Annotated in this window: 23 protein-coding genes; 1 reads left to right on the top strand and 22 read right to left on the bottom strand. The window is 30.5% G+C overall.

Translation table 11 applies throughout. The features are described from left to right. Positions 1–37: 37 nt before the first annotated feature. The 20 genes from J2Z76_RS15355 to J2Z76_RS15450 form a co-directional block, all read right to left on the bottom strand. The gene (locus tag J2Z76_RS15355; RefSeq protein WP_209512942.1) at positions 38–1,282 is read right to left on the bottom strand and encodes a glutamate-5-semialdehyde dehydrogenase; all 1,245 of its coding nucleotides are present in this window, start codon (positions 1,280–1,282) and stop codon (positions 38–40) included. Continuing rightward, positions 1,279–2,091 (bottom strand): glutamate 5-kinase, encoded by an 813-nt coding sequence (gene proB, locus J2Z76_RS15360; RefSeq protein ID WP_209512943.1) that lies wholly within the window; start codon positions 2,089–2,091, stop codon positions 1,279–1,281. Before proB ends, J2Z76_RS15355 begins: the two co-directional genes overlap by 4 nt. Before the next feature lie 184 nt (positions 2,092–2,275). Next, on the bottom strand, positions 2,276–2,995 hold the full coding sequence (locus tag J2Z76_RS15365; RefSeq protein WP_209512944.1) for an ABC transporter ATP-binding protein: 720 nt from the start codon (positions 2,993–2,995) through the stop codon (positions 2,276–2,278). Next, complete coding sequence (locus tag J2Z76_RS15370; RefSeq protein ID WP_209512945.1) at positions 2,982–3,764, bottom strand: ABC transporter ATP-binding protein; 783 nt, start codon at positions 3,762–3,764, stop codon at positions 2,982–2,984. The genes J2Z76_RS15365 and J2Z76_RS15370 overlap by 14 nt, the downstream gene beginning before the upstream one ends. Beyond that, positions 3,761–4,651: a branched-chain amino acid ABC transporter permease gene (locus tag J2Z76_RS15375; RefSeq protein ID WP_209512946.1), complete on the bottom strand. Its 891-nt coding sequence runs from the start codon at positions 4,649–4,651 to the stop codon at positions 3,761–3,763. Before J2Z76_RS15375 ends, J2Z76_RS15370 begins: the two co-directional genes overlap by 4 nt. Before the next feature lie 10 nt (positions 4,652–4,661). Continuing rightward, a complete protein-coding gene (locus J2Z76_RS15380; RefSeq protein WP_209512947.1) occupies positions 4,662–5,543 on the bottom strand; it encodes a branched-chain amino acid ABC transporter permease in 882 nt (293 codons plus the stop codon). 63 nt (positions 5,544–5,606) lie between these two features. Beyond that, a complete protein-coding gene (locus tag J2Z76_RS15385; RefSeq protein ID WP_209512948.1) occupies positions 5,607–6,776 on the bottom strand; it encodes an ABC transporter substrate-binding protein in 1,170 nt (389 codons plus the stop codon). A gap of 181 nt (positions 6,777–6,957) precedes the next feature. Next, on the bottom strand, positions 6,958–7,791 hold the full coding sequence (locus J2Z76_RS15390) for a DNA-binding domain-containing protein (RefSeq protein WP_209512949.1): 834 nt from the start codon (positions 7,789–7,791) through the stop codon (positions 6,958–6,960). Further along, positions 7,788–9,083 carry an ATP-binding protein gene (locus J2Z76_RS15395; RefSeq protein WP_209512950.1) on the bottom strand — a complete coding sequence of 432 codons (1,296 nt, stop codon included), beginning with the start codon at positions 9,081–9,083 and terminating at the stop codon, positions 7,788–7,790. Before J2Z76_RS15395 ends, J2Z76_RS15390 begins: the two co-directional genes overlap by 4 nt. A gap of 60 nt (positions 9,084–9,143) precedes the next feature. Then, positions 9,144–9,647: a dihydrofolate reductase gene (locus tag J2Z76_RS15400; protein ID WP_209512951.1), complete on the bottom strand. Its 504-nt coding sequence runs from the start codon at positions 9,645–9,647 to the stop codon at positions 9,144–9,146. A gap of 13 nt (positions 9,648–9,660) precedes the next feature. Continuing rightward, positions 9,661–10,491, bottom strand: a complete 831-nt coding sequence (gene thyA, locus J2Z76_RS15405) for a thymidylate synthase (protein ID WP_209512952.1) — start codon at positions 10,489–10,491, stop codon at positions 9,661–9,663. Positions 10,492–10,607: 116 nt separating this feature from the next. Next, positions 10,608–10,802: a hypothetical protein gene (locus J2Z76_RS15410; protein WP_209512953.1), complete on the bottom strand. Its 195-nt coding sequence runs from the start codon at positions 10,800–10,802 to the stop codon at positions 10,608–10,610. 175 nt (positions 10,803–10,977) lie between these two features. Next, positions 10,978–11,634, bottom strand: coding sequence for a hypothetical protein (locus J2Z76_RS15415; RefSeq protein ID WP_209512954.1), 657 nt, complete (start codon positions 11,632–11,634; stop codon positions 10,978–10,980). 56 nt (positions 11,635–11,690) lie between these two features. Continuing rightward, on the bottom strand, positions 11,691–12,260 hold the full coding sequence (locus J2Z76_RS15420) for an indolepyruvate oxidoreductase subunit beta (RefSeq protein ID WP_209512955.1): 570 nt from the start codon (positions 12,258–12,260) through the stop codon (positions 11,691–11,693). Next, positions 12,261–14,045: an indolepyruvate ferredoxin oxidoreductase subunit alpha gene (gene iorA, locus J2Z76_RS15425; RefSeq protein WP_209512956.1), complete on the bottom strand. Its 1,785-nt coding sequence runs from the start codon at positions 14,043–14,045 to the stop codon at positions 12,261–12,263. It abuts the gene before it with no gap. Positions 14,046–14,326: 281 nt separating this feature from the next. Next, positions 14,327–16,252 carry a sigma 54-interacting transcriptional regulator gene (locus J2Z76_RS15430; protein WP_209512957.1) on the bottom strand — a complete coding sequence of 642 codons (1,926 nt, stop codon included), beginning with the start codon at positions 16,250–16,252 and terminating at the stop codon, positions 14,327–14,329. Positions 16,253–16,526: 274 nt separating this feature from the next. Continuing rightward, the gene (locus J2Z76_RS15435) at positions 16,527–17,912 is read right to left on the bottom strand and encodes a short-chain fatty acid transporter (RefSeq protein ID WP_209512958.1); all 1,386 of its coding nucleotides are present in this window, start codon (positions 17,910–17,912) and stop codon (positions 16,527–16,529) included. A gap of 15 nt (positions 17,913–17,927) precedes the next feature. Next, the gene (locus J2Z76_RS15440; RefSeq protein ID WP_209512959.1) at positions 17,928–18,872 is read right to left on the bottom strand and encodes a 3-hydroxyacyl-CoA dehydrogenase family protein; all 945 of its coding nucleotides are present in this window, start codon (positions 18,870–18,872) and stop codon (positions 17,928–17,930) included. A 6-nt stretch (positions 18,873–18,878) separates the two neighbouring features. Beyond that, entirely contained in the window at positions 18,879–19,706 is an 828-nt protein-coding gene (locus J2Z76_RS15445) for a beta-keto acid cleavage family enzyme (RefSeq protein WP_209512960.1), read from the bottom strand. 335 nt (positions 19,707–20,041) lie between these two features. Continuing rightward, on the bottom strand, positions 20,042–21,574 hold the full coding sequence (locus tag J2Z76_RS15450) for a sigma-54 interaction domain-containing protein (RefSeq protein ID WP_209512961.1): 1,533 nt from the start codon (positions 21,572–21,574) through the stop codon (positions 20,042–20,044). A 187-nt stretch (positions 21,575–21,761) separates the two neighbouring features. Here J2Z76_RS15450 and uppS point away from each other — a divergent pair, with 187 nt between their 5' ends. Further along, a complete protein-coding gene (gene uppS / locus J2Z76_RS15455) occupies positions 21,762–22,403 on the top strand; it encodes a polyprenyl diphosphate synthase (RefSeq protein WP_209512962.1) in 642 nt (213 codons plus the stop codon). Positions 22,404–22,520: 117 nt separating this feature from the next. On the opposite strand, the gene yhbY is transcribed toward uppS, so the two are convergent. Then, positions 22,521–22,811: a ribosome assembly RNA-binding protein YhbY gene (gene yhbY, locus J2Z76_RS15460; RefSeq protein WP_209512963.1), complete on the bottom strand. Its 291-nt coding sequence runs from the start codon at positions 22,809–22,811 to the stop codon at positions 22,521–22,523. Between the two features lie 38 nt (positions 22,812–22,849). Beyond that, positions 22,850–24,124: a GTPase ObgE gene (gene obgE, locus J2Z76_RS15465; RefSeq protein ID WP_209512964.1), complete on the bottom strand. Its 1,275-nt coding sequence runs from the start codon at positions 24,122–24,124 to the stop codon at positions 22,850–22,852. Between the last annotated feature and the right edge of the window lie 14 nt (positions 24,125–24,138).

The following is a 24,138-nucleotide window of genomic DNA, read 5'->3' on the forward strand; positions in this document are numbered from 1 at the left end:
ATTTTAAGGGGTTAGCATGACATGCTAACCCCTATATTTATCTTATTTGACCATTTCCATATATGATGTATTTGGTAGTTGTAAGTTCTTTTAAACCCATAGGGCCTCTAGCATGAATTTTTTGAGTACTAATCCCTATCTCAGCTCCAAACCCAAACTCAAAACCATCTGTAAATCTTGTTGATGCATTTACATAAACCGCTGCCGCATCAACTTCATTTAAGAACTTTTGTGAATTAGTGTAGCTTTCCGTTATTATTGACTCAGAATGTCCTGTTCCATATTTATTTATATGTTTAACTGCCGTATCTAAGTCATCAACAACCTTAACAGAGATTATATAATCAAGAAATTCTTTGCCATAATCCCCTTCAGTAGCTAATATTACATCTTTACATATTTTAATTGTTTCTTCGCATCCTCTTACTTCAACATTTTTTTCTCTTAGTTTTTTTATAGCGTCAGGTAAAAATTCATCTTTAATATTTCTATGAACTAGAAGGCTTTCACAAGAATTGCAAACAGATACTCTTGATGTTTTTGCATTTATTAGTATATCATATGCCATATCAAAATTTGCATATTCATCAACATATATGTGACAATTTCCAGTTCCAGTTTGAATTACAGGAACCGTTGCATTTTCAACTGCTGTTTTAATAAGCCCTGCACCGCCTCTTGGAATTAAAACATTTAGATAGTCGTTTAACTTCATAAAACCTGCAGCCGTTTCTCTAGATGTATCTTCTATAAGTTCTATAGCACCTTCATTTATACCTAACTCTTTTAATGACAACTTTAGTATTTTAACAATTTCTTTATTAGAATTAATTGCATCTTTCGAACCTCTAAGCATTACTGAGTTGGAAGATTTAAGACACAGTGCAGCTGCATCAACAGTTACATTAGGTCTTGATTCATAAATTATCCCAATTACTCCTAAAGGTACTCTTTTTTGTCCTATTACAAGGCCATTTGGCCTCTTAATCATATGCAGAACCTCTCCAACTGGATCATCAAGGTCAGCAATCTTGTTAACACCTTCTGCAATAGACTTGATTCTATCTTCATTCAACATTAGCCTGTCAATCATAGATTCATTCATTCCATTATTTCTTGAATTTGTAATATCTATCTGATTTTTTTCTATAATTTCTGCAGAGTGGGATACTAAATTATCTGATATTCTTTTTAATGCATTATTTTTTATTTCTGTTGAAATGTTCATAAGCTGATATGAAGCAGCTTTAGCGTTTTCACCTTTTACAATCAATTCATTCATATAGATTTAACCTTCTTTCCTCTAAATATAGTTCCAACTTGTTTACCTTCAAGTATATCATACAATGATTCTGGATGTTTACCATTACAAATAACCATATCAATTCCAGCGTTAACTGCAATTTTAGCAGCAGAAATTTTTGTAGACATGCCACCTGTTCCAACTAAGCTTTGTGAATCACCTGCTGAATTTTCAATTTCTAATGTAATTTCTTCTACTACAGGTACTAATTTTGCATTTTCATTCAACTGAGGATTTTTATCATAAAAACCATCGATATCACTTAATATTATAAGCATATCAGCTTTTACTAACTTTGCTGTAACTGCTGACAATGTGTCATTATCTCCATATACAAGTTCATCAACGGCAACAGTATCATTTTCATTTACAATTGGAATAACACCATATGTTAAAAGAGTTTCAAAAGTATTTATTATATTGTTTCTATATAAATCATTGTCAGTTATTGCTCTCGTTAAAAGAATTTGTGAAACCATTTGACCATACTGTGAAAAAAGCTTATCATAAGTAAACATAAGCTCGCACTGACCAACAGAAGCTGCAGCCTGTCTTTCTTTAACAGATTTAGGCCTTTCATTTAAACCGAGTTTAGATACACCAGCAGTTATTGAACCAGATGTTACTAGAATAATTTCCGTGTCATTTTTTTTAATATCACTTAATACCATCGCCAGCTTATCCATAATTCTTAAATTAAGACTTCCTGTGCTATGTGTGAGGGTTGATGTTCCAACTTTTATAACAATTCTTTTTTTATCTTTTATTCCTGTCCTAATTAACTCCATATGTTATGTCCCCTTAAAAATAATATAGTTCTTATTTTATCATTCAAATAGAATTAATCAAGTTTTTTTTAATATTTTTTTGTTTTTATACGAAAAATTTTCTTATTATACATACATACCCTATAGGGTAGACTTTTTTACATTGTCTATTCTATAGGGTACATTTTAATAAGTTTTTTATAATTTATTTTATTTCAACTTTTTTCTTACCAAGATATGCTTCTTGTATTTTTTCATCCTTAATTAATATCTTTGCATCTCCTTGAGCCGTAATTGTACCCTGTTCTAAAACATATGCGGTATCCGATATAGACAATGCCTTAAAAGCATTTTGTTCTACTAACAAAATTGTTTTTCCCATTTCCTTTATTTCAAGTATAATATCAAATATAGTGTTTATTAAAAGAGGAGCAAGTCCCAAAGAAGGTTCATCAAGCAAAATCAAGTCAGGATTAGACATTAATCCTCTTCCCATTGCTAGCATTTGCTGTTCTCCCCCTGAAAGCGTTCCTGCTATTTGAGTTTCTCTTTCTTCTAGCCTTGGAAATAATTCAAATACCCTTTTCATATCTTTTTGTATGCCTTGCTTGTCATTCCTTAAAAAAGCTCCCATTTGCAAATTTTCAGTTACAGTCAAATTAGCAAATATGATCCTTCCTTCTGGTACTTGACAAATCCCTGATTTTACTATTTTATGTGCCTGTTTAGGTAGTTTTTCATTTTTATATAAAATATCACCATCTTTATATTTAACAATACCACATATTGAATTAATAAGTGTGGATTTGCCTGCACCATTTGATCCTATAATAGATACTATTTTTCCTTTTTCCACATCTATTGAAACGCCTTTTAACGCATGTATTCCACCATAAAAAACATTTAAATTTTTAACCCTCAGCATGATTTTCCTCCTCTTTTCCAAGGTAAGCCTCTACAACACTCTTATTACCTTGTATTTCCATCGGAGTTCCTTGTGCTAACGGAATACCAAAGTTAAGAACAAATATTTCATCACAAACTCCCATTATTAAGTCCATATGATGTTCTATTATTAATACTGTTAAATCAAATTTATCCCTTATTTCTCTAATTAATTCCATTAGCTGTATTGTTTCCTCTGGATTCATCCCTGCTGCTGGCTCATCAAGCAATAAAAGTTTCGGGTTAAGTGCTAATGCTCTTGCTATTTCAAGCTTTCTTTGAAGTCCATACGGCAAATTTGATGCAACCATATCTTTATATTCCCATAACCCCATAAGTTTTAATAATTCAACAGTTTTTTCATTTAATTCTTTTTCTTGTTTTTTAAATTTTCCAAACCTTACAATAGAACTAAAAATTCCATAATCTGCTGATTTGTGACATGCTGTTAGCACATTATCATAAGTGCTAAGCTTTTTGAACAACCTAATGTTTTGAAATGTTCTTGTTATTCCCATATTAGCTATTTGAAAAGGCTTTAGCTTTTCAAGTTTTTGTCCATAAAAAGTTATTTCACCCTCTGTCAGGTTATAAATAGCTGTTATTAAATTAAAAATTGTAGTTTTACCTGCCCCATTAGGTCCTATCAAACCAAATATTTCACCTTCTTCAATGTTAAAGCTAACATTTCCAACAGCAGTTAATCCTCCGAATTTTTTTGTAACATTTTTTAGAGAAAGTACACTCATAGCTTTACCCCCTCTTTTTTATTTTTACTTTTATTTTTAAATTTTCTAAATATCCTTGCAATTCCCTTAAAGCTAAATTCCTTTCCACCCATAAGTCCCTGAGGTCTAGTAATCATTATTAAAATTACTGCGGCTCCATAAACAACAAGTCTCCATTCATAGAAACTCCTTAATATTTCTGGTAAGAACGTTAATAAAAGTGCTCCAACTACACTTCCTGACACGCTTCCAAGTCCACCAAATATAACTATTATGGTGAGTTCTGTAGATTTAACCATCTTGAACATTATAGGCTGTATATATCCCAGATAATGTGCTAATAGTCCTCCCGCTATACCTGCATAAAGAGCACTTATCGCAAGAGACATTAATTTATATTTAAATACATCTATACCTATTACTTGAGATGCCATTTCTTCTTCTCTTATTGCAACCATATTTCTTCCATGTCTTGATTTAATAATAAACACTAAAACAACAATAGCTATTATGTCTATAATAATAACAACTGTTAAATTTGTATGAGGATATATATTAGGAAGACCTCTTGCTCCACCAAAGTATTTGATATTATCTAATATAAGCCTTATAGCTTCGCCAAATCCAAGTGTAGCAATGCAAAAATAATCTCCCTTTAAATTTAATGTTAGTTTACCAATTAATAATCCTGCTATCATAGCACCACATCCACCTGCTAAGAGGGCTGGAATAAATGATATTCCCATCTTAACAGTTGCAGTTGCAGCTATATATGCACCTATAGCCATAAAACCTGCATGACCAAAAGAAAACAATCCTGTGAATCCTGTTAAAAGGGATAATCCTAGTACTGTTAATAAGTTTATTCCTGAAAGAATAAGTATTCCTGAAATATAAATCCAACTCATATAATCCCTCCTATGCCTTATCTTCAGTAGATTTACCCATCAATCCTGTAGGCTTCACTACTAAAACAAATATTAACAATGCAAATGCGATTAAGTCTCTATATTGTGATGATAAGTATCCAGATGTCATAGTTTCTATTATTCCAAGAAGTATTGAACCAAATACTGCGCCGGGTAAGCTTCCTAGTCCACCAAACACCGCTGCAATAAATGATTTTGTAGTAATATTACCTATTTGGGGATATACTGTGTACTTCATTCCAAATAACATTCCCGCTATTCCTGCTAAAATTCCACCCATAATAAATATAATAAATATTACTTGATCTACATTTACACCCATTAAAGTGCTTCCTTTTACACTATAAGATGTTGCTCTAATTGATAAACCTATCTTAGTTTTCTCTATTATGTAAATTAATGCAATCAAACTTATTGCGGAAATAATAAACATTAATAAATCAATTCTGCCCAATGCTACAGGTCCTAACATAATTGGTTCTGTTGAAAATATTGGTGGGTAAGTTCTAAATGTTGGTCCAATAGGACTTGCTATTACAATATTTTCTAAGAATATAGATGCTCCCATAGCAGAAATAATAAAATATAAAAACGGTGCATTTCTTTTCCTAAGAGGTCTATACACTACCTTTTCCATACTAACTGCCAACAAGCCTGCTCCTAAAGCTGATAAAATAAACGCAATATAAAATGGTACCTTTAACATAGTTAGACAAAAGTATCCTATATATGCACCAATCATAATAACTCCACCGTGAGCGAAATTAGAAAAGTTCAATATACTATATACGAGAGAGTATCCGACTGCCATGAGTGCATAAACACTACCTATTGACAATCCATTTATAATTTGTTGTAATAAATAGCTCAATATTTTACCTCCTGTCGTTATTTCAACAAAGGCGGGTATTTGCCCGCCTTAAGTTAACTTTTACTATTTAACACCATATTTTTCTTGGAATATGTAATCTCCGCTCTCTATTCTTACTATGGCAGCTTCTTTCCCATCTGGATTATGAGTGTCAGGGCTTATTTTGATTGTTCCTGTAACACCTTCTACAGAAACTTTTGTCAAGGATTCTGTTATTTTTTCAGGATCAGCACTATTAGCATCTTTTATAGCAGCTTCTAACAACAAAAATGCATCATGTGCCATATATCCGTTTAATTCCATTGGTAAATCATATTTAGCTTTATATGCATCCTGCAAAGGTTTAACATCTGGATCATTAAAGTCTAAGTGGTTTACTACATAGCTTCCCTCAATAGCATCCTTAGCCATTGTCATAAGTTGATCTGAAGGCCATCCGTCTCCACCGATTAGTGTAGCTTCTATTCCAAGGTCTCTTGCTTGATTTGCACTTAATGCAACTTCTTTGTAGTAGTAAGGCATCAATATAACATCAGGATTAGCTTCTTTAATTTTACTTAATTGTGGTCTAAAATCAACATCGCCTTCTTTAAATCCTTCTTTTGCTACAATCTTACCACCTTTTTCTGTAAATGTTTTCTCAAAGAATTCAGTAAATCCTTGAGAATAATCACTTGCTACATCATATAGTATGGCAGCATTTTTAAGTCCAAGCTTGTCATATGCATATCCAGCTGCAACCGCCCCCTGATATGGGTCTATAAAACATACTCTAAAGTTATATTTTTTTACTGAACCATCCTCGTTAACTGTAACTTTAGGGTTTGTAGCAACCGTAGCAATATCAGATACCTTGTATTGATCTAGAACTGAAGAAATAGCTAGTGCCTGTCCGCTGGCATTAGGTCCTAAAATTGCTACTACTTTATCTTGAGAGATCAATCTTTTAACTGCGTTAACAGCTTCAGCTGCATCACCTTTTGTATCATAGTATATACCTTCAACTTGTTTACCTAAAATTCCACCATCAGCATTAACTTGTTCAATTAGCATTTTTATAGTATTGCTTTCACATGTTCCCCAAACTGCTTGGTCACCTGTTAAAGAACCTATCCAACCAATTTTAATTACATCACTTGATGCACCAGATGTGCTTCCACTGCCTCCGCAGCCTGTTAACATCAGTGTGAAAATAAGCAACACACTAATTAATGATAATACTTTTCTTCTCATAAATAATACCCTCCTAATTTTATTCTTAATTATTTTAATAAATATAAAAACAAAATATTTCCATATAATTAATATATGTAACGTTTTCAAAAAAAATCAAAAGAAATCAAAAAAAAGAAAAAACATATAAAACTTTTATACATTTCTTCTCAAACTATGTTTTTTGGCTTTATACCAGTCTTTACTCTGTTTGGCATATATGAATCAAACCTTCGAAAAATTTATTTAGTGAAATTTTACCTCTTTTATTCTTCTTTCCTGTTATCCAGTCCATTTCTGCTTTAACACTTGAAAAATCAAATAGGATATTTGCATAAACATGAAAAACATCGTTACTGTAATCATTTACTCCCAAGTTTGCAATATTAGTAAGTCCATTTTTTATTGCTCTTCTTACTCTTTGTTTTACTATTCTAGTACTATCACCTAGTCTATTTTCTAAGGAAACAAAATCATAATCAATAAAACTGATATCGTTTTCAAGAAGGTATAAGGTGATTTTAATTATATCATTTGTACCCTTTTCTCCAAGCATACCTAAAATACCTAAAATATTTTTTATTTTTATTGTATAATGTTCATTTTTACATCTGCTTTGCTTTCCTGTAGATTGGAATATTTTTTTAATGTTAGATAAAGTATTATCTAATTCTATTTTTTCTGCAACCGTTGAAACAACTCTTTCCACTTCTATTATATTTATAGGTTTTGTAATAAAAAATTCAATTCCAGATTCATATGATTCTGAACGAAGTTGACTATCTAAAACTTGTGATATCATAATAAATGAAAGCTGTGGATTAATAGATTTAAGTTCCTTTACTAGAGTATTTCCGTCCATTATTGGCATAAGTAAATCTACAAGCACTATATTTGGTTTCATTACAAGTATTTCTTTAAAAGCTTTTTCTCCATTAGTAGCGCTTCCTATAATTTCAAATGAATTATTTTTTTCAATAACATTACTCAAAATCCTTATTACATTTATATCGTCATCTACAATATAAAATTTCATTTGGAAACACGCTCCATTTCATCTTGATTTATTTTAACAGTAAATTTAGTTCCTATCCCAACCTGCGATTCAACTGTAATTGTACCTTTAAAAACTTCATCAACTATACCTTTAACATGCGCCAAACCTATTCCTCGGCAAATATCTCCTGTTTGCTCTTTGAATTTAGTAGAAAACCCTGCATTAAATATGTAGTTTATATCCTCTGTCCTAATACCTGTCCCATTATCAGATACAATAAAAACACATTCGTCCCTGTATTTATTAATATCAACATTTATGTATTCGGTTTTTTTACTTTCTCTTGCTTCAATGCTGTTATATATTAAATTTCTCAATACAGTTACTAGATAATAGTGATTGCTAACATTAAAATTATTATGTATTTTAAAATCAATATATACTTTTAATTTATTACTTCTAATAAATTCTCTAATTTCATCACTCACTATATTTATAATATCTTTAATATTCATTTGAACGATATCATTACTATCATTAAATTGTTCTTCTAACCCTTTAATTATACTTATATAATCTTTTTTGATTTCATGTACATCTTTTGCTACATCTAAAGATGTTACTCTTAAATTCTCTGGATATTTCTCTAAGGATAACGCTTTATAAAGATAATATGCTTTTTTCATAACATCTTCAATTTGAAGATTATTTTTATTCATAAAATATATTTCACTTTTAACATTTGAAGTGATCAAAATAAGTTTTCTATATCTTTCTTCATGCTCCTCACGCCTTAGTAAAAAATTGTAATAGCGTGATAAAAGAATCACAAAGACTGCAATAGTAGCCCTTATAAAAGCAACGATAATTAGTGTTTTAAAAATTTCAAGTTGAAAATTTTTAAAATGTAGCATTACGCTTACTTCTAATAGATTTGAAAAATAGTCGCTTATAACTGTTGCTGCAAAAAAGTTCGTAAGCGTTGATTTAGATTTATTCCCATATAGAAAAAGAAACAAAATTCCATACGCAAAATAAAACAGCGCATCAGCATAAATAACTTCGAAAATATTATCTATATTACTACTAACAAATAATATAAGCCCTCGGTATAAAGAAGATATAATTCCTGCTGAAAATGCTATTATTACTGGGTTATAATCTCTGTTAAAATACAGCATTATAGGCAATATAATAGGAGCTAACGATATCATAAATCCAGGTGCAAATAATTGAAAGTTTACTTGTGCTGCAAGCGCTATGCATATAGCAGCTGTTAAAGTAGTCTTTAATTTATTAATAAAATCATCTCCAATTAGTAACGTTTTCAAGCTTTAGAATAAATATATTCTATGTTGTAGGGTTAGCATAAAATGCTAACCCATTAATTTCTACTTTTGTATTGGTCTCATATTCTTATATGTATTAAATGTAAACTCTATACCATTATTAATATGCTTTTCTGATTTGAAAACTAATTTCCAGTTTGCATCATCGTCAAAATTGTGTAAATATGTGTCTGCCTTAGCAGTTGCATTAACCTTTGTAATATATGCCTCTTCACAATATGGATAGAGTTCATTATAAATCTTTCCTCCACCAATAATAAAAACATCATCACTATCATATTTTTTCAATTCTTCAAACAATTCATCAGTTGAATTGCATATAATGCAACCTTCTTTTTTAAATTTTTCATCTCTTGTTAAAACAATATTTGTTCTATTTTTCAATGGATTTCCACCTGGAAATGACAATAAAGTAGGTCTACCCATAACAACAATTTTATTTTTTGTTGTATTTCTAAAAAATGCCATGTCGTCAGGAAGATCAAACAATAAATCACCATCAAATCCTATTCCCCAGTCACTAGCAACTGCTACTATTAATTTCATAATTTCTCCTCTTTTACACTGCAATAGGTACTTTAATTTTAACTGGATTAAATTTATAGTCAATAAGTTTAAAACTATCAACTTTAAAGTCATAAAAATCAGTTATGTTTTTATCTACCTCAATTTTAGGTGCATCAAAAGATTTGTTTTTTATTAATTCTTCAATAATAGGAACATGTCTGTCGTATATATGTGCATCAGCTATAACATGTACTAACTCACCAGCTTCTAAACCGCTTATCTGTGCCATCATATGTACTAATATTGAATATTGCACTACATTCCAGTTATTGGCTGCAAGCATGTCCTGTGATCGCTGATTAAGTATAGCATTTAATTTATTTCCTGACACATTAAATGTCATGCTGTAAGCACATGGATACAAATGCATTTCATGTAGATCTTCAAAATTATATATGTTAGTCAAAATTCTCCTGCTATAAGGATTATTTTTAAGATCATAAATTACTCTATCTACTTGGTTAAATTCTCCTTCTTTATATTTGTGCTTTATTCCTAATTGATATCCATACGCCTTGCCAATAGAACCAGTACCATCAGCCCATGAATCCCAAATATGACTATCTAAATCATTAACATTATTAGACTTCTTCTGCCAAATCCACAACAATTCATCAACTGCCGCTTTAAAGTTTGTTTTTCTCAATGTTAAAATTGGAAAGCTTTCTTCTAAATTATATCTATTAACTATTCCGAATTTCTTTATTGTATGAGCAGGAGTTCCATCTTCCCATCTAGGTCTAACATCATATTCATTATCCCAAACGCCATTTTGTAAAATTTCCTTGCAATTTTCTATAAATATTTTATCTGCTGCGTTCACACCATCATCCTCCCGATCTTTTATTTATTATATTATACATTAGTAGGTAAAACTTTACAAGATATTAAATACATCAAATAAGGCGAGCATATGCCCGCCTTTCTTATATAATATAATTATTTCATTGAACTATTATTAACAAAACTTTTAATTTTCATCTTTTCTTCAAAACCACTAACTCTCATAGCCTCAGAAGCTTCGCTTTCAAAATTCTTAAAATATATACTCATATCTCCATCTTTGGAATCGTCATACATAATGCACCTGTAGCCTTCATCATACATTTTCTTTATTTTTTCAAATTCATTCATAACATTCTCCCTTAAAATAAAATTATTATTACTATTATTGCCAATTTTATTCTTTTTTATTAATTTTTTTTGAATCTTAATGTATATCGGCATAAATAGATAATTATATAATGAATGCTATGATAACAATTTACACTTTATGAAATAACAAATAATATTTTCTAAAATACACTTTTTAGACTAGCTTTTCGATTTTTCCTTTTTTTGCTAATGCTAAAAGCATTCCTAAAGCAATAGAAAGAAAAGCAGAAGCTAAAACTCTATACTCTGATGGTAATAAAAAGACGGCTGTATGAACTGGTATCCAAAACATTGTACATGTTTTTACCCAACTAAACTCAACTAGCGAATGCCAATCAACTCTATCAACTAAGATACTTAAGTTTATTTTACCCAATTTTTCATACTTTGCATCAATATATAAATCCATAAATCTGTGAAAAACCATCATCATTGGTCCAAAGGTTAAATTCATTACTGTACTACCAAAAAATGCTTGAGCTAAAGCACTATTTACAAATGGTAGCAACCCAGATTTTTGGGCAATTAAAGAGCCTCCCATAAAAATTGTAAACACAAGAGAAATCATCATACCAATAATTCCCCAAACTATTATTCTATAAATTATTCCTTTTGGGATAATGTATTCGCCCTTTACCAACCTTACCCCTAACAAATCGCCCATTGTTGCCAATATTGAAAATTTTATAAATCCACCCAAATATGGATGGGAGCTGGTAAATACTAGAAATGCTTCTCTTGAAATGGGAGTTACTAGCACTACTACCCATACTAGCAATGAAGCAATCCATATAAAATCACCTTTTTTCAATCTCTGCCTCCTATTAATATAGTGCTGCATAACACATTATGCAGCACTAATTTAAATTAAACTAAATTCATACCTACTTCTAAGGCCTTTAAATTAATATCAATTAATTTTGGCTTTATATTATCTCTTAAAATTTTATCCCAATCAATATCTTCAAGTTTCATTGATTTAATTATTGTTCCAAGCAATATAACATTCATAACTTTAGAATTACCAATAGTCTCAGCTTCTTTTGCCCCATCAATTACAATTGTTTTAGCTTTGCTTTTTAGTACTTCTACAGCATTTTCAGGATAGTCTAATTTTCCAGAAAGTATTGGCATTGAATTTATTTCAAAATCATTTACAACAACTATACCATTAGGTTTCAAATAATTCAAATATCTCAAGGCTTCCATTTTTTCAAATGATACTAAGATATCTGCTCCTCCTAACTCAATAACTGGAGATTCCACCTTATCACCATACCTTACATGAGACGATACAGAGCCACCTCTTTGAGACATACCATGAATTTCACTCATTTTTACATCATAGCCTGATTCCAAAAGGCCAATTGTTAAAAGCTTACTTGCAAGTATTGTACCTTGACCGCCTACTCCTACTAATAAAATATTATTTGTCATTTATGCTTCCACCTTTCTTATAGCTTTTACAGGACATACTTGAAGACATACTTCACAGCCTACACATGAATCTTGATCTATTTTTGATTTTTTACTTATTTTATCAAAGGATATAGCAGGACATCCAGTTCTTATACATGCCTTGCAGCCTATACACTTTTCCTCATCTACTATACATTTAGATTTAAACGCAGTGCTGAATTCTTCTTTATCCTCTGGAGAAAATTTCTTTAACACACATGGCCACCTTGTTATGATTACTGATGGTTCATCAAGACTAAGAGCCCAATCAAGTGCATGTTTAACTGCTTTTAAATCATTTGGATTAATTGTGATAACATTCTTAAATCCTAAAGCCTTAACTATTGCTTCAATATCTAATTCAACAGTTTTCTCCCCTTGTAATGTATACCCTGAACCTGGGTTTTCCTGATGTCCAGTCATACCTGTTATACGGTTATCAAGAATTACATTAACTGTATTACTGTTATTGTAAATAACATCAATTAATGAATTTATTCCTGTATGGAAAAATGTTGAGTCTCCAAGACAAGAAACAACTCTCATCTTATTGTTTTCATTCATGTTAAAAACTTGTTGAGCACCATGACCAACGCTTATACTTGACCCCATACATATATTTTGATCAACTGCATTGTAAGGCTCGGAAAAAGCTAAAGAATAACATCCAATATCACCTGACATCAATACATTTTTTCTTTTGCCTAATTCATGATAGAAACCTCTGTGAGGACAGCCGGCACAAAGTGTCGGTGGTCTTGATACCACTTCTTTTTCATCATACTCTACATTTGGTTTTATTTCTCCAAACACCGCTTGTCTAATAACTTCTGGCAACATTTCTCCATAGGCAGGGAATAAATTGTTCCCGTAACATTCAAATCCTAGTACCCTTACCTGTTCTTCTATATAAGGATCATTTTCTTCAATAACATATATTTTTTCAACTTTTGAACAAAACTCTTTTATTTTCTCAGTTGGAAGAGGTTGTGTATATCCTAACTTTAAATATGATGCCGTATTTCCAAACACCTCTTTTGCATAACTGTAACATACTCCAGAAGATATAACGCCCACTTTAGTATCGTTCCATTCCATATAATTCAACTCTGTACTGTTTGAAAATTCTAATAATTCTTTTTGTCTTTCTTCTACCTTTACTCTTAATTTTCTTGCAACAGCAGGGACAGTTACATATTTATTTATATCTTTTTTATATTCTATGATTGCTTTTTCTTCTCTATCAAGACATTCAACAGTTCCTTTTGAGTGACATACTCTTGTGGTCATTCTAATTAAAACTGGTGTATTATATTTTTCACTTATATCAAATGCTACCTTAGTCATATCTTTTGATTCTTGAGAATCAGAAGGTTCTAGCATAGGAATCTTTGCAAACTTTGCATAGTTTCTGTTATCTTGTTCATTTTGTGATGAGTGCTGTCCTGGTTCATCTGCTGAAACTAAAACCATTCCTCCATATACCCCTGTATATGAAACTGTAAACAATGGATCTGCAGCAACATTTACACCTACATGTTTCATAGATGCCAACGCTCTTGCGCCTGCCATTGAAGCCCCTATAGCTGCTTCTAACGCAACCTTTTCATTATTTGCCCATTCTGCTAAAATATCATCCTTATAAAGCGCAACATTTTCTAATATTTCAGTACTTGGTGTTCCTGGATAAGCAGAAGCATACCTAACCCCTGCTTCATATGCACCACGTGCAATTGCTTCATTTCCTGTCATTAATTTTTTCATATTTTAACTCCTTAATTTTATATTTATTTTACAGCCGATGTGAATAATACTAATAATAAATATATTTCCTTAGATGATAATGTTCTGTTGTTAATATTATTTAGCAATAACTGTGCCAAAAAAAACAAATGCCTCTAATACTGTGTTTTATACGTATTAAAAGGCATTTGTTCATAATTATGTTTTGTTTTTTAGACGTTTTGTTTATGTTTTTAGACATTTCTAAAGCTTAATAATAAGCTAAAAACTCCTAGAAGCAATTATTTTTTATTTTTTACTACTTATTGATTCTTAGGATTACTTTTATTCCACAACGATGCTCTACTAATGCCTAGAACATTTGCAATATCATTTTTTGACATACCTTGATTTTCTAGCATATCAATTACTTTCATCTCTACGAATCTATTTATTTTTTTCAAATCCATGGATATGTTGCTATCTAGCACAGCACTACTAATTTTTTGTTTTTTATTTTCAAAAAGATGATATTCATCATTAGCGTTAAATTCACCACTGAACTCTTCGCCCTCATTAAATTCAAATTCACCAAATATAATATATCTTTGAACAATATTTTTTAACTCTCTAACATTTCCAGGCCAAGAATAACTAAGTAACCTATCTTTTAATTTATCATCAATTTCAGGAATTTCATAGTCTTTTGAATATTCTGATAAATAGTAATCAAAAATAGGAATAATATCTTTTTTTCTCTCCCTTAAAGGTGGTATTCGAAGTTCTATTACACTTAATCTATAAAACAAATCTCGTCTAAAACTTCCATCTTTCATTTTCCCTAATAATTCTTCATTTGAAGCTGCCAATATCCTTACATCAAGTGGTATTACATAATCAGACCCTATTCGCATTACTTCTTTTTCTTCTAGAACACGCAAAAGTTTTGTTTGAAGATTTATAGATATACTATTTATTTCATCTAGAAATATAGTACCTCCATGTGCTAACTCGAATAAACCTGATTTGCCTCCCTTTCTTGCTCCAGTGAATGCACCCTCTTCATAACCAAATAGTTCACTTTCAAGCAAGCTTTCAGTAAGTGCAGCACAATTTATAGCTACAAACGGTTCAGATTTTCTTTCACCTAAATTATGTATGCTTTGAGCTATCATTTCTTTTCCTGTACCACTTTCCCCATACATCATTGCAGTACTATCACTCATGCTCACTTTAACCGCCCTTGCTAATAAATCCTTCATAATCTGGTCATTAGCAATAATATCTTCAAATTTATATCGAGCAACCAGTTTCTTTTTATTTAGTTCATATCTTATCTTTCTTTCTAAGTTTTGCAACTTCGTTATATCTTGAAATGAACACAAAACTCCTAAAATTTGATCATCGATTTCTAATAATGAAATATTTGCTGCAACAACAATTTTTTTAATCCGAATTATTTCATTATATTTGTTAGTTCGATCATTTAAAACATCCATCATGAACCCTAATTCAGGAAAAACCTCTTTCAATTGTTTTTCCAAAACATAAGCTCCATCTTTTTTTAACAATTCATTAGCACGACCATTGTATAAAATAATTTTTCCATATCTATCAACCGCCAGTACAGCATCATGCACACCTTCGAGAGTTGTATTAAGTACCTCGTTTTTATATTTCTGTTCATATAAACTATCTACAATTTCCCAAGCACTAGATATTGCATCATGTATTGAGTCATCACTAGCACTAATATATTCAAAGTCCAAATTATATTTTTGTGCAATTTGGCATGGTATTCCGCCGCCAACGATTACCACATCTTTTTGAACATAATTACTAATTATTCCTTCAATTTCTTCAGGCTCACTAAACTTTTCAATAATAACGTTATGATTTATTATCTCTTTCCACTCCAAGTAATCAAAGTTTTCCATTTCAGAAATCAATAGAACAATATCTCTATTGTATTTTTTAGCAGTTTTAATAGCATGTAAAATATCAAGTGTGGAGGTTTTCAGTTGTATGACTGGTATTTCAACATTACTAATAGAATGAAGATAGCCACCACTTCTAGCAATTATAGCTTTAATACCCTTTTTCTCCAACAATTTACCTTGCTCATAAATTTTGTCTGGATCTAATAAATCAATTATAATTTTACCCTCTTTTACTTGGTCACCATATAATTTTTCTATTGTTTCCTTAATTTCAATATTATTAGCTATTATTCCTATTTTTCTTTCCAAAATATTTCTCCTTATAACATACTATTTATTATATTACCTTATAATTGTAAATTATATTTATATTATTAAATATTATAATACTATTTACTTTATTAATCAAAGGTATTATCTTTAATAAAAAATAGTTATCGGTTTTGATAACTATTTTTTATTATTTGAAGTTTTTATAATACTTGAGTATTCTGTTTTTTCAGTTATGTTAAATGTTTTTTTGGGTTAAGTATTTTTTGGGTTAAATATTATTTAATCTTTTTATTTTTACGTTTTTATAATTCTATACAAATAATGGTACTATCAACAATCCTAAAATTGTAGCTATAAACCAGAATAGCCATATAAATGCCATGTATCCCCATACATCCTTAAGTTTCATTCCAACTACTGATAATGCTGGAATAACATAAAGTGGTTGCAATAAATTAGTAGCTTCATCTCCATATACAAATGCATTGATTACATGTGGTAGATTAGCGTTTAATTTTAAAGCTGCATCTGTAATGATTTCACCTTGAACAATAAATTGACCTCCTTGAGAAGGAATAAATAAATTAAGTAAAGATGCAGATAAATAAGAGAATACTGGTAATGTATGCGCCGTAGCAATTGATGTAAACCCTCCAACTATTATTTGTCCAAGTCCAGAGTCTATCATCATGCCAGAAATACCCCCATAGAATGGGAATTGAATCATAACGTCAGTTGCAAGGCTCAAATTATCCCTATATGATTTTACGAATTTTTCTGGAGTTGCATATAATATAAAATTTGCTGTTAAAAATATAAAAATTACAAAATTAAGAGATAATGAACCTAAAAATCCTTTTTGAATAATTGTATAAACAATATTTATAACACCAGCAATTCCAATTAGATACATTATTATTCTACTACCATTCATCTTATCAGCAAATGTCTTTATAGATGATGATTTTTCTATTTCTTCTATTTCTAAATCATCAGTATTTGTTCCGTCAAATTCTACAATTTCATTTACTGGAGGTTCTGCTTTTATTGTAAGTATTATTGTACCTAACGCTACTATAAACCATATTATAACATTCATTGAATTGTAGGTAGTAATATTTTGAGTCAAAACTCCAATTTTATCAACCAAGAAATGGTCTGAGCCTGCAAGCAAAGCATATACTGATGCACTAGGTCCAAGACATTGTCCTAAGCACATTGTTGAATAACCTGCTGCAACCAGCATAGGGAAGTGTAATCTTTTGATATTTTTAGTAAGCTCCATTGCTAAAATTGGTGTAACAATAGTACCAAATGCCCAATTGAGGAAACTAGAAACGTAGCCAAACACCATTAATAAAATAATTGCAGCTGTTGGAGTACTAACTAACCTCGCCATTGACCTTAGTAATTTTTTAACTTGCTTTGATTTTGCTGTTACAGAACACGTTACAACCATAAATGACATCTGGAATGCAAAAGCTATTTGTGACCATATACCATTGAACCACGAATTGAGCATTCCTATAACTCCAGTATCTGTAAATATTGCACCTGCAAAGAATACTATTATTGTAAGAATTAAACAAAATACTAATGGATCTGGTATAACATTTTCAGCTGCAAATTGAAATTTTTTACTAAATCTCCATAAAAAAGATCCCTTATTTAAACTTTGAGAATTTTCCTTTGACATGATAGCTTCTCCTTTTTATACATAATTTTTGGAAGTTTTTAATTGTATTATCAACCTTTTATTAAACTCATTTTTTATTTCATTAATATTATCTTGTGGATATTCAAAGAAACCCTCTCCTGACTTTAATCCCAGTTTCTTTTCTTCAACCTTTTGACGCAAGATAGCATTAGACTCTTTCGAATTGTCCATAACAGATAGTAAATTATCTCCAACAGTACACCAAATATCTAATCCTCCCATATCAGCTACCTCAAGTTGCCCTGCTGTAGCATACCTAAAGGCTGGTCCAAATTTAAGAGCTTTATCTATATCTTCCGGTGCTGCAACTCCCATTTCTATTAAAGAAAACACCTCTCTTGCAATACCTTGTTGAATCCTATTAGCTACTAGTCCAGGTATATCTTTTAACACCTTTACTGTCTGTTTTCCTGCCTTTTTATATAATTCTTCTACTTCTTGATAAACTTCTTCAGACATGTTTCCAAAATATGAAAGTTCTGCAATAGGCAACAAATGAGCAGGATTATACCAATGGCATACCATCATCCTTTGCTTTCTATCTTCACTTACATATTTCATCATTTCACAAAGCGCTAAACTTGAAGTATTACTAGCAAAAATTGTTTCTTTTTTACAATATCCATCTATCTCTTTAAACAACTCCTGTTTTAATTCAATTATTTCAGGAGTAGCCTCTATAACATAATCCACATCCTTAACACAAGCTTCAAGATTGTCGTACAATGTTATATTTTCTAATATTTTTTCCACTTCATTGCTTTCTATTAAGTCATTTTCCGCCATAAACAAAAGTTCTTTTTTTATAATATCCTTAACTGTATTTCTTAGACTTTCATTAACCTCATATAAATTAACAGGGAATCCATACATAGCAAATGCTTCTGCTATTCCATGGCCCATAGTGCCAGCTCCAAGTACTGCTATATTTTTAATCATTAAAAATTAACCTCTTTTCTGTAATCCAAGAATTTCTCTAGCATCATCTGGTGTTGCAACTTCATTTCCAGATTCCTTTATAAGGTTTGCTGCCCTAGTTACAAATTGAGCATTTGATTCAGCAAGAACCTTTGGAGCAAACAAAACATTGTCCTCCATTCCAACGCGCAAATGTCCACCAAGCGCTATTGCTGCAAGCATTATTGGAACATGTCCTTTTCCAATTCCTAGTGCAGACCAAGTAGAACCTTCAGGTATTAATCCTTTTAAATACACTAAATTTTCAACAGTTGCTGCAGTTCCACCAGCAGCCCCTAAAACAAATTGATAGTGCAATGGTCCTTTTAATACTCCTTTTTTTAGATAGTATAAAGAATTATAAACCATACCTGCATCAAATATTTCAATTTCTGGTTTTACTCCATATTCCTGCATGGTGTATCCTAGTTCCTCTAAAAATTTAGGATGATTTATAAACAAACTGTTGTGCATCCAATTCATAGAACCACAATCGTAAGATGCCATATCTGGTCTTATAGACTTTAAGTGCGCTTGTCTTGTTTCATCAGTAGCATTTAAATCACCTGATGTTGTACAGTTAATTACTATGTCACATTTTGATTTTATAAGAGCTACTGTTTCCTCAAATTTTTCCTTGCTCATTGTTCCTTTGCCTTCGTCATCCCTCATATGAAGATGTGCTATAGCCGCACCTTTTTTATAGCATTCAAATACATCATCTGCTATTTCTTGTGGTGTCATTGGTACATTTGGATTATCTTTTTTTGATGGCCACGCTCCTGTTGGAGCAACTGTTATAATTGTTTTTGTCATTTCTTCCTCCTTTTATATAATTATAAGTAAATTACATAAATTATATAAAGCAAAATTCATGCCAATTGTAAATACAATCTCAAAAACAATATTATGTTTAAATTCCATAGTTTTTCATACTAGTATATTTTTTTCACTATTATTATATATAAAACAATTATAACAAAAGTTATAATTGTTTTATATATCTTATATTATTTTATAAGTATAATTGTTATGTATATAAGTAAATTTCAATCTATATCTAATCGTTTTATTCAATTAAGCAAAAAGCAACAGTTATAACAAAAGTTATACGATATATAACTTTTGTTATAACTGTTGCTTTAAAATAACTATTCCTTATTTATATCTATATCTAATACCTTACATTTTTTCCACAAAGCTGGTTGACTTAAACCAAGTTGCTTAGCTGCTTTATTAACAGAACCACACTTCTTAATTGAATTGACTATCATATCCTTTTCCAACTTTTTCACAGACGCTTTTAAATTATAGTTACTATCACTCATCATTGTAGCAAAACTCACACTTTCCATATCAAGAATAGATAATATGTTATTGTATTTTATTAATCCATCTTTATTAATTACAACCATTCGCTCTATTAAATTCTTTAATTCTCTTATGTTTCCTGGCCATTTATACATTTCTAAAATCTTCATAGCTTCTTTTTCTAATTTAGTTTTTTTTCCATACTTCTTATTATATTTATTTAAGTATTCGTTCGTTAAATAATAAATATCTTCTTTTCGCTCTCTTAAGGGTTTCAATTCAATTGGAACTACGTTAAGTCTATAATATAAATCTTCCCTGAATTTTTCTTTTTTTATTTCTTCTTGCAAATCTTTGTTTGTAGATGCAATTAGTCTAATATCAAGTTTGATTGGTTTATTTCCGCCTATTCTTACTATTTCTTTACTCTGTAACACCCTAAGGAGTTTTGATTGCAAATTTAAAGACATATCACCTATTTCATCAAGAAGTATTGTTCCCTCATTGGCAAGTTCAAATAGACCAATTTTACCCCTCTTTTTTGCATCAGTAAATGCTCCCCCTTCATAACCAAAAAGTTCAGATTCTAACAATTCTGCTGGTATTGCCGCGCAATTAACTTTAATAAATGGTTTATTTTCCCTATTGCTTTTAAAATATATTTCATCAGCAATAACCTCTTTTCCTGTACCAGATTCTCCAGTTATTAAAACAGTAACATCAGTTGGTCCAATAGTTGATACTAAATCCATAGCCATATTCATATTTTCACTTTTATATACCACATTATTTTTTGATATTTGTTGTTTTCTCAGAAATTTTATTTCTTCAGTTGCCTTAATTTTCTCATCATTAAGCTCTGCAATTTTTAGTTCAAGTTCTTTTAAATCACTAATATCTCTGTTATTTATAACTACAAGTTTTATGTTTCCATTCTGATCAAATATAGGTGAACCAGAAACTAAAAGGTCTTTATTATTCTTTAAGCTTTTACCTAGAGAATTAACGCCTTCTTTTCTCTCGATTACCTCCATAGTAACTGCGCCTTTAAAAAGATTACCTTCTTCAGTAATTTCTTTTACCGTTCTTCCTATAACCTCTTCTTTTGTAATACCTGTTATTTTTGTATAAGCTTTATTAATATAAATTGTTTTGCCTTTTCCATTAGATATGTACATTCCATCATATAAGTTATCGCTTATTTCCTTAAAATCCAAATAATTATTAATGAAGTCAGCGTAAGTATCTTTTATCTCACTATATTTATCATCTATAAGTATTTTTTCACTAAAGCTAAGTTCCTTTGTTTTTATAACATTATAAATATCATCAATATCATCAACTATTTTTTTAATTTTAAGCTCATCACCCATAGCTACTCCAGTTAATCTTTTAAATTTCTATTCCAATAAGTATAAATAAATTTTAACACTTTATTATTAAGCTGTCAAACGACTAATAGTCATTATGTTTGTTTTAATGTAACCTGTAAATTTTTAGTATAAATTACTTTAATTTGCAAATAATAATTCTAATTAAACTCTGAAAGGTTGTGATTAATTGAGAATCCCTAATCATATAGGCATCATACCCGATGGTAATAGAAGGTGGGCGGAGAAAAAAGGATTTGAAAAGCAGGATGGCTATGAATATGGACTTAATCCTGGACTTTATTTTTTAAAACTAGCTAAGGAATATGGTATACAAGAAGTTACATACTATGGTTTTACGACAGATAACTGCAAAAGACCAAAAAAACAAATAGAATCGTTCGTTAAAGCATGTGTGGATGCTATTAATTTAATCGCTAAAGAAAATGTTTCATTACTTGTGCTAGGAAATACTAATTCAGCAATGTTTCCGAAAGAGTTGTTAAAATACACAAAACGAACTACAATAGGTAACGGAGGTACTAAAGTTAATTTTTTAGTAAACTATGGTTGGGATTGGGATTTGGGAAATGTTGAATCTGCTTGTACAAACAGAAAAAGTATACTAGAATCTCTCCATTCAAAAGATATCTCAAGAATTGACTTAATCTTAAGATGGGGTGGAAGAAAAAGACTCTCTGGTTTTCTACCTATTCAATCTGTTTATTCTGATATATATACTATAGATGATATGTGGCCTGATTTTAAAGCAGAGCAGTTTCACGAGGCTATGATATGGTACAATCATCAAGATGTTACACTAGGTGGATAAAATTTTATTTATAATCCATCGGAATTTCACACTGTTTTCTAATTAAAAAAAAGCCTGCAAAATGTAAATATTTAACATCACTTTTCAGGCTTATACTATAGTTTATATACTATTATATTATTTTGGTATATTAATTAATTTTTCTTTAGATTCTCTGTATAGTACAAATTTATTGCCTATACTTTGAACATACTCTGCTCGTACTGCTTCAGATATTTCTGTAGCAGTTTCTTTTGATCCTAAAAGACTATTATTGAGGACATTAATTTTAATTAATTCCCTAGCTTCTAAAGCATCATCTATTTGCTTTAAAACAGTTTCTGTTACACCGCTTTTTCCTATTTGCATAATAGGATCAATTCCATTTGCTAATGCTTTTAAATAACTTCTTTGTTTTCCAGTTAACATTTATTCTCCTTTTGTGCGACATCAATATTCGCTCCTACTTATTCAATAAAATCAAATTCTACCCCACAAATACTTATAAGGTCACCTTCTTTTGCTCCAAGCTCTTTTAATTTATCTATTACACCCTTATCTATAAGAACTTTTTGGAAGTTACTAAATGATTCAAAATCATCAAAGTTTGTTGAATCAACTAATCTTTCTAAGAATTCCCCTTGTCCATAATAGTATCCATCTTCTTTTGTGATTAATATAGTATCTTTTTCTTTTCTTTCATTGAAACTTTCAACTAAATTTTCATCAACAAATACTATTTCTTCTTCTACCTGGAGGAGTCTCTCATAGGCAACTTTTTTAAGATCATCAAGACCTTGACCAGTTGCTGCTGAAACTTCAAATATCTCATAATCTACTTCAAATTCATCTTTAATTCTTTGTAAATTTTCTTGAGCTTCTGGTAAATCTAATTTATTCAAAACAATTATTTGCTTTTTAACTGACAATTTCTCGCTGTATTGCTTAAGCTCATCATTTATTCTATAGAAATCATTAACAGGGTCTCTATCTTCTTGTCCTGATGCATCAATTACATGTAATAGAAGTTTTGTCCGCTCAACATGCCTTAAAAACTCATGGCCCAAACCAGCCCCTTCTGATGCACCTTCAATTAATCCTGGTATATCAGCAAGGACATAGCTATGACCTTCGCCAATACTAACTACCCCAAGATTTGGCTTTAAAGTTGTAAAATGATAGTTAGCTATTTTAGGTTTAGCGCTTGTAACTTGCGATAGTATTGTTGACTTACCTACATTTGGAAACCCTATAAGACCTATATCAGCTAAAAGCTTTAATTCTAATATTATTTCTCTTTCTTCACCTTTTGTGCCTGGTTCTGCAAATCTAGGAGTACGTCTAATAGAGTTTTTAAATTTCGTATTACCTTTACCTCCTCGACCACCTCTTGCACATACGTATCTTTGTCCATTCTCTTTTAAATCTGCTAAAACAATTCCAGATTCTTCATCTTTTATAAGAGTACCTGTAGGTACTTTCAATACAAGATTTCCTCCATGAGCACCAAATTGTTTTTTTCCTCTTCCATCTTCACCATTAGTGGCTTGATAATGTCTTTTATATCTAAAATCCATCAAAGTTCTAAGTCCTTCATCAGCCTCTAATATTATACTTCCGCCATTTCCTCCATCTCCACCAGCAGGTCCACCCATAGGTTCATATTTCTCTCGTCTAAATGCAACACAACCATTACCACCCTTACCAGCTTTAACGCTTACTTTAGCTATGTCTATAAACATATTATCACAACCTT

It is taken from the genome of Sedimentibacter acidaminivorans, assembly GCF_017873955.1.
GTDB lineage: Bacteria > Bacillota > Clostridia > Tissierellales > Sedimentibacteraceae > Sedimentibacter > Sedimentibacter acidaminivorans.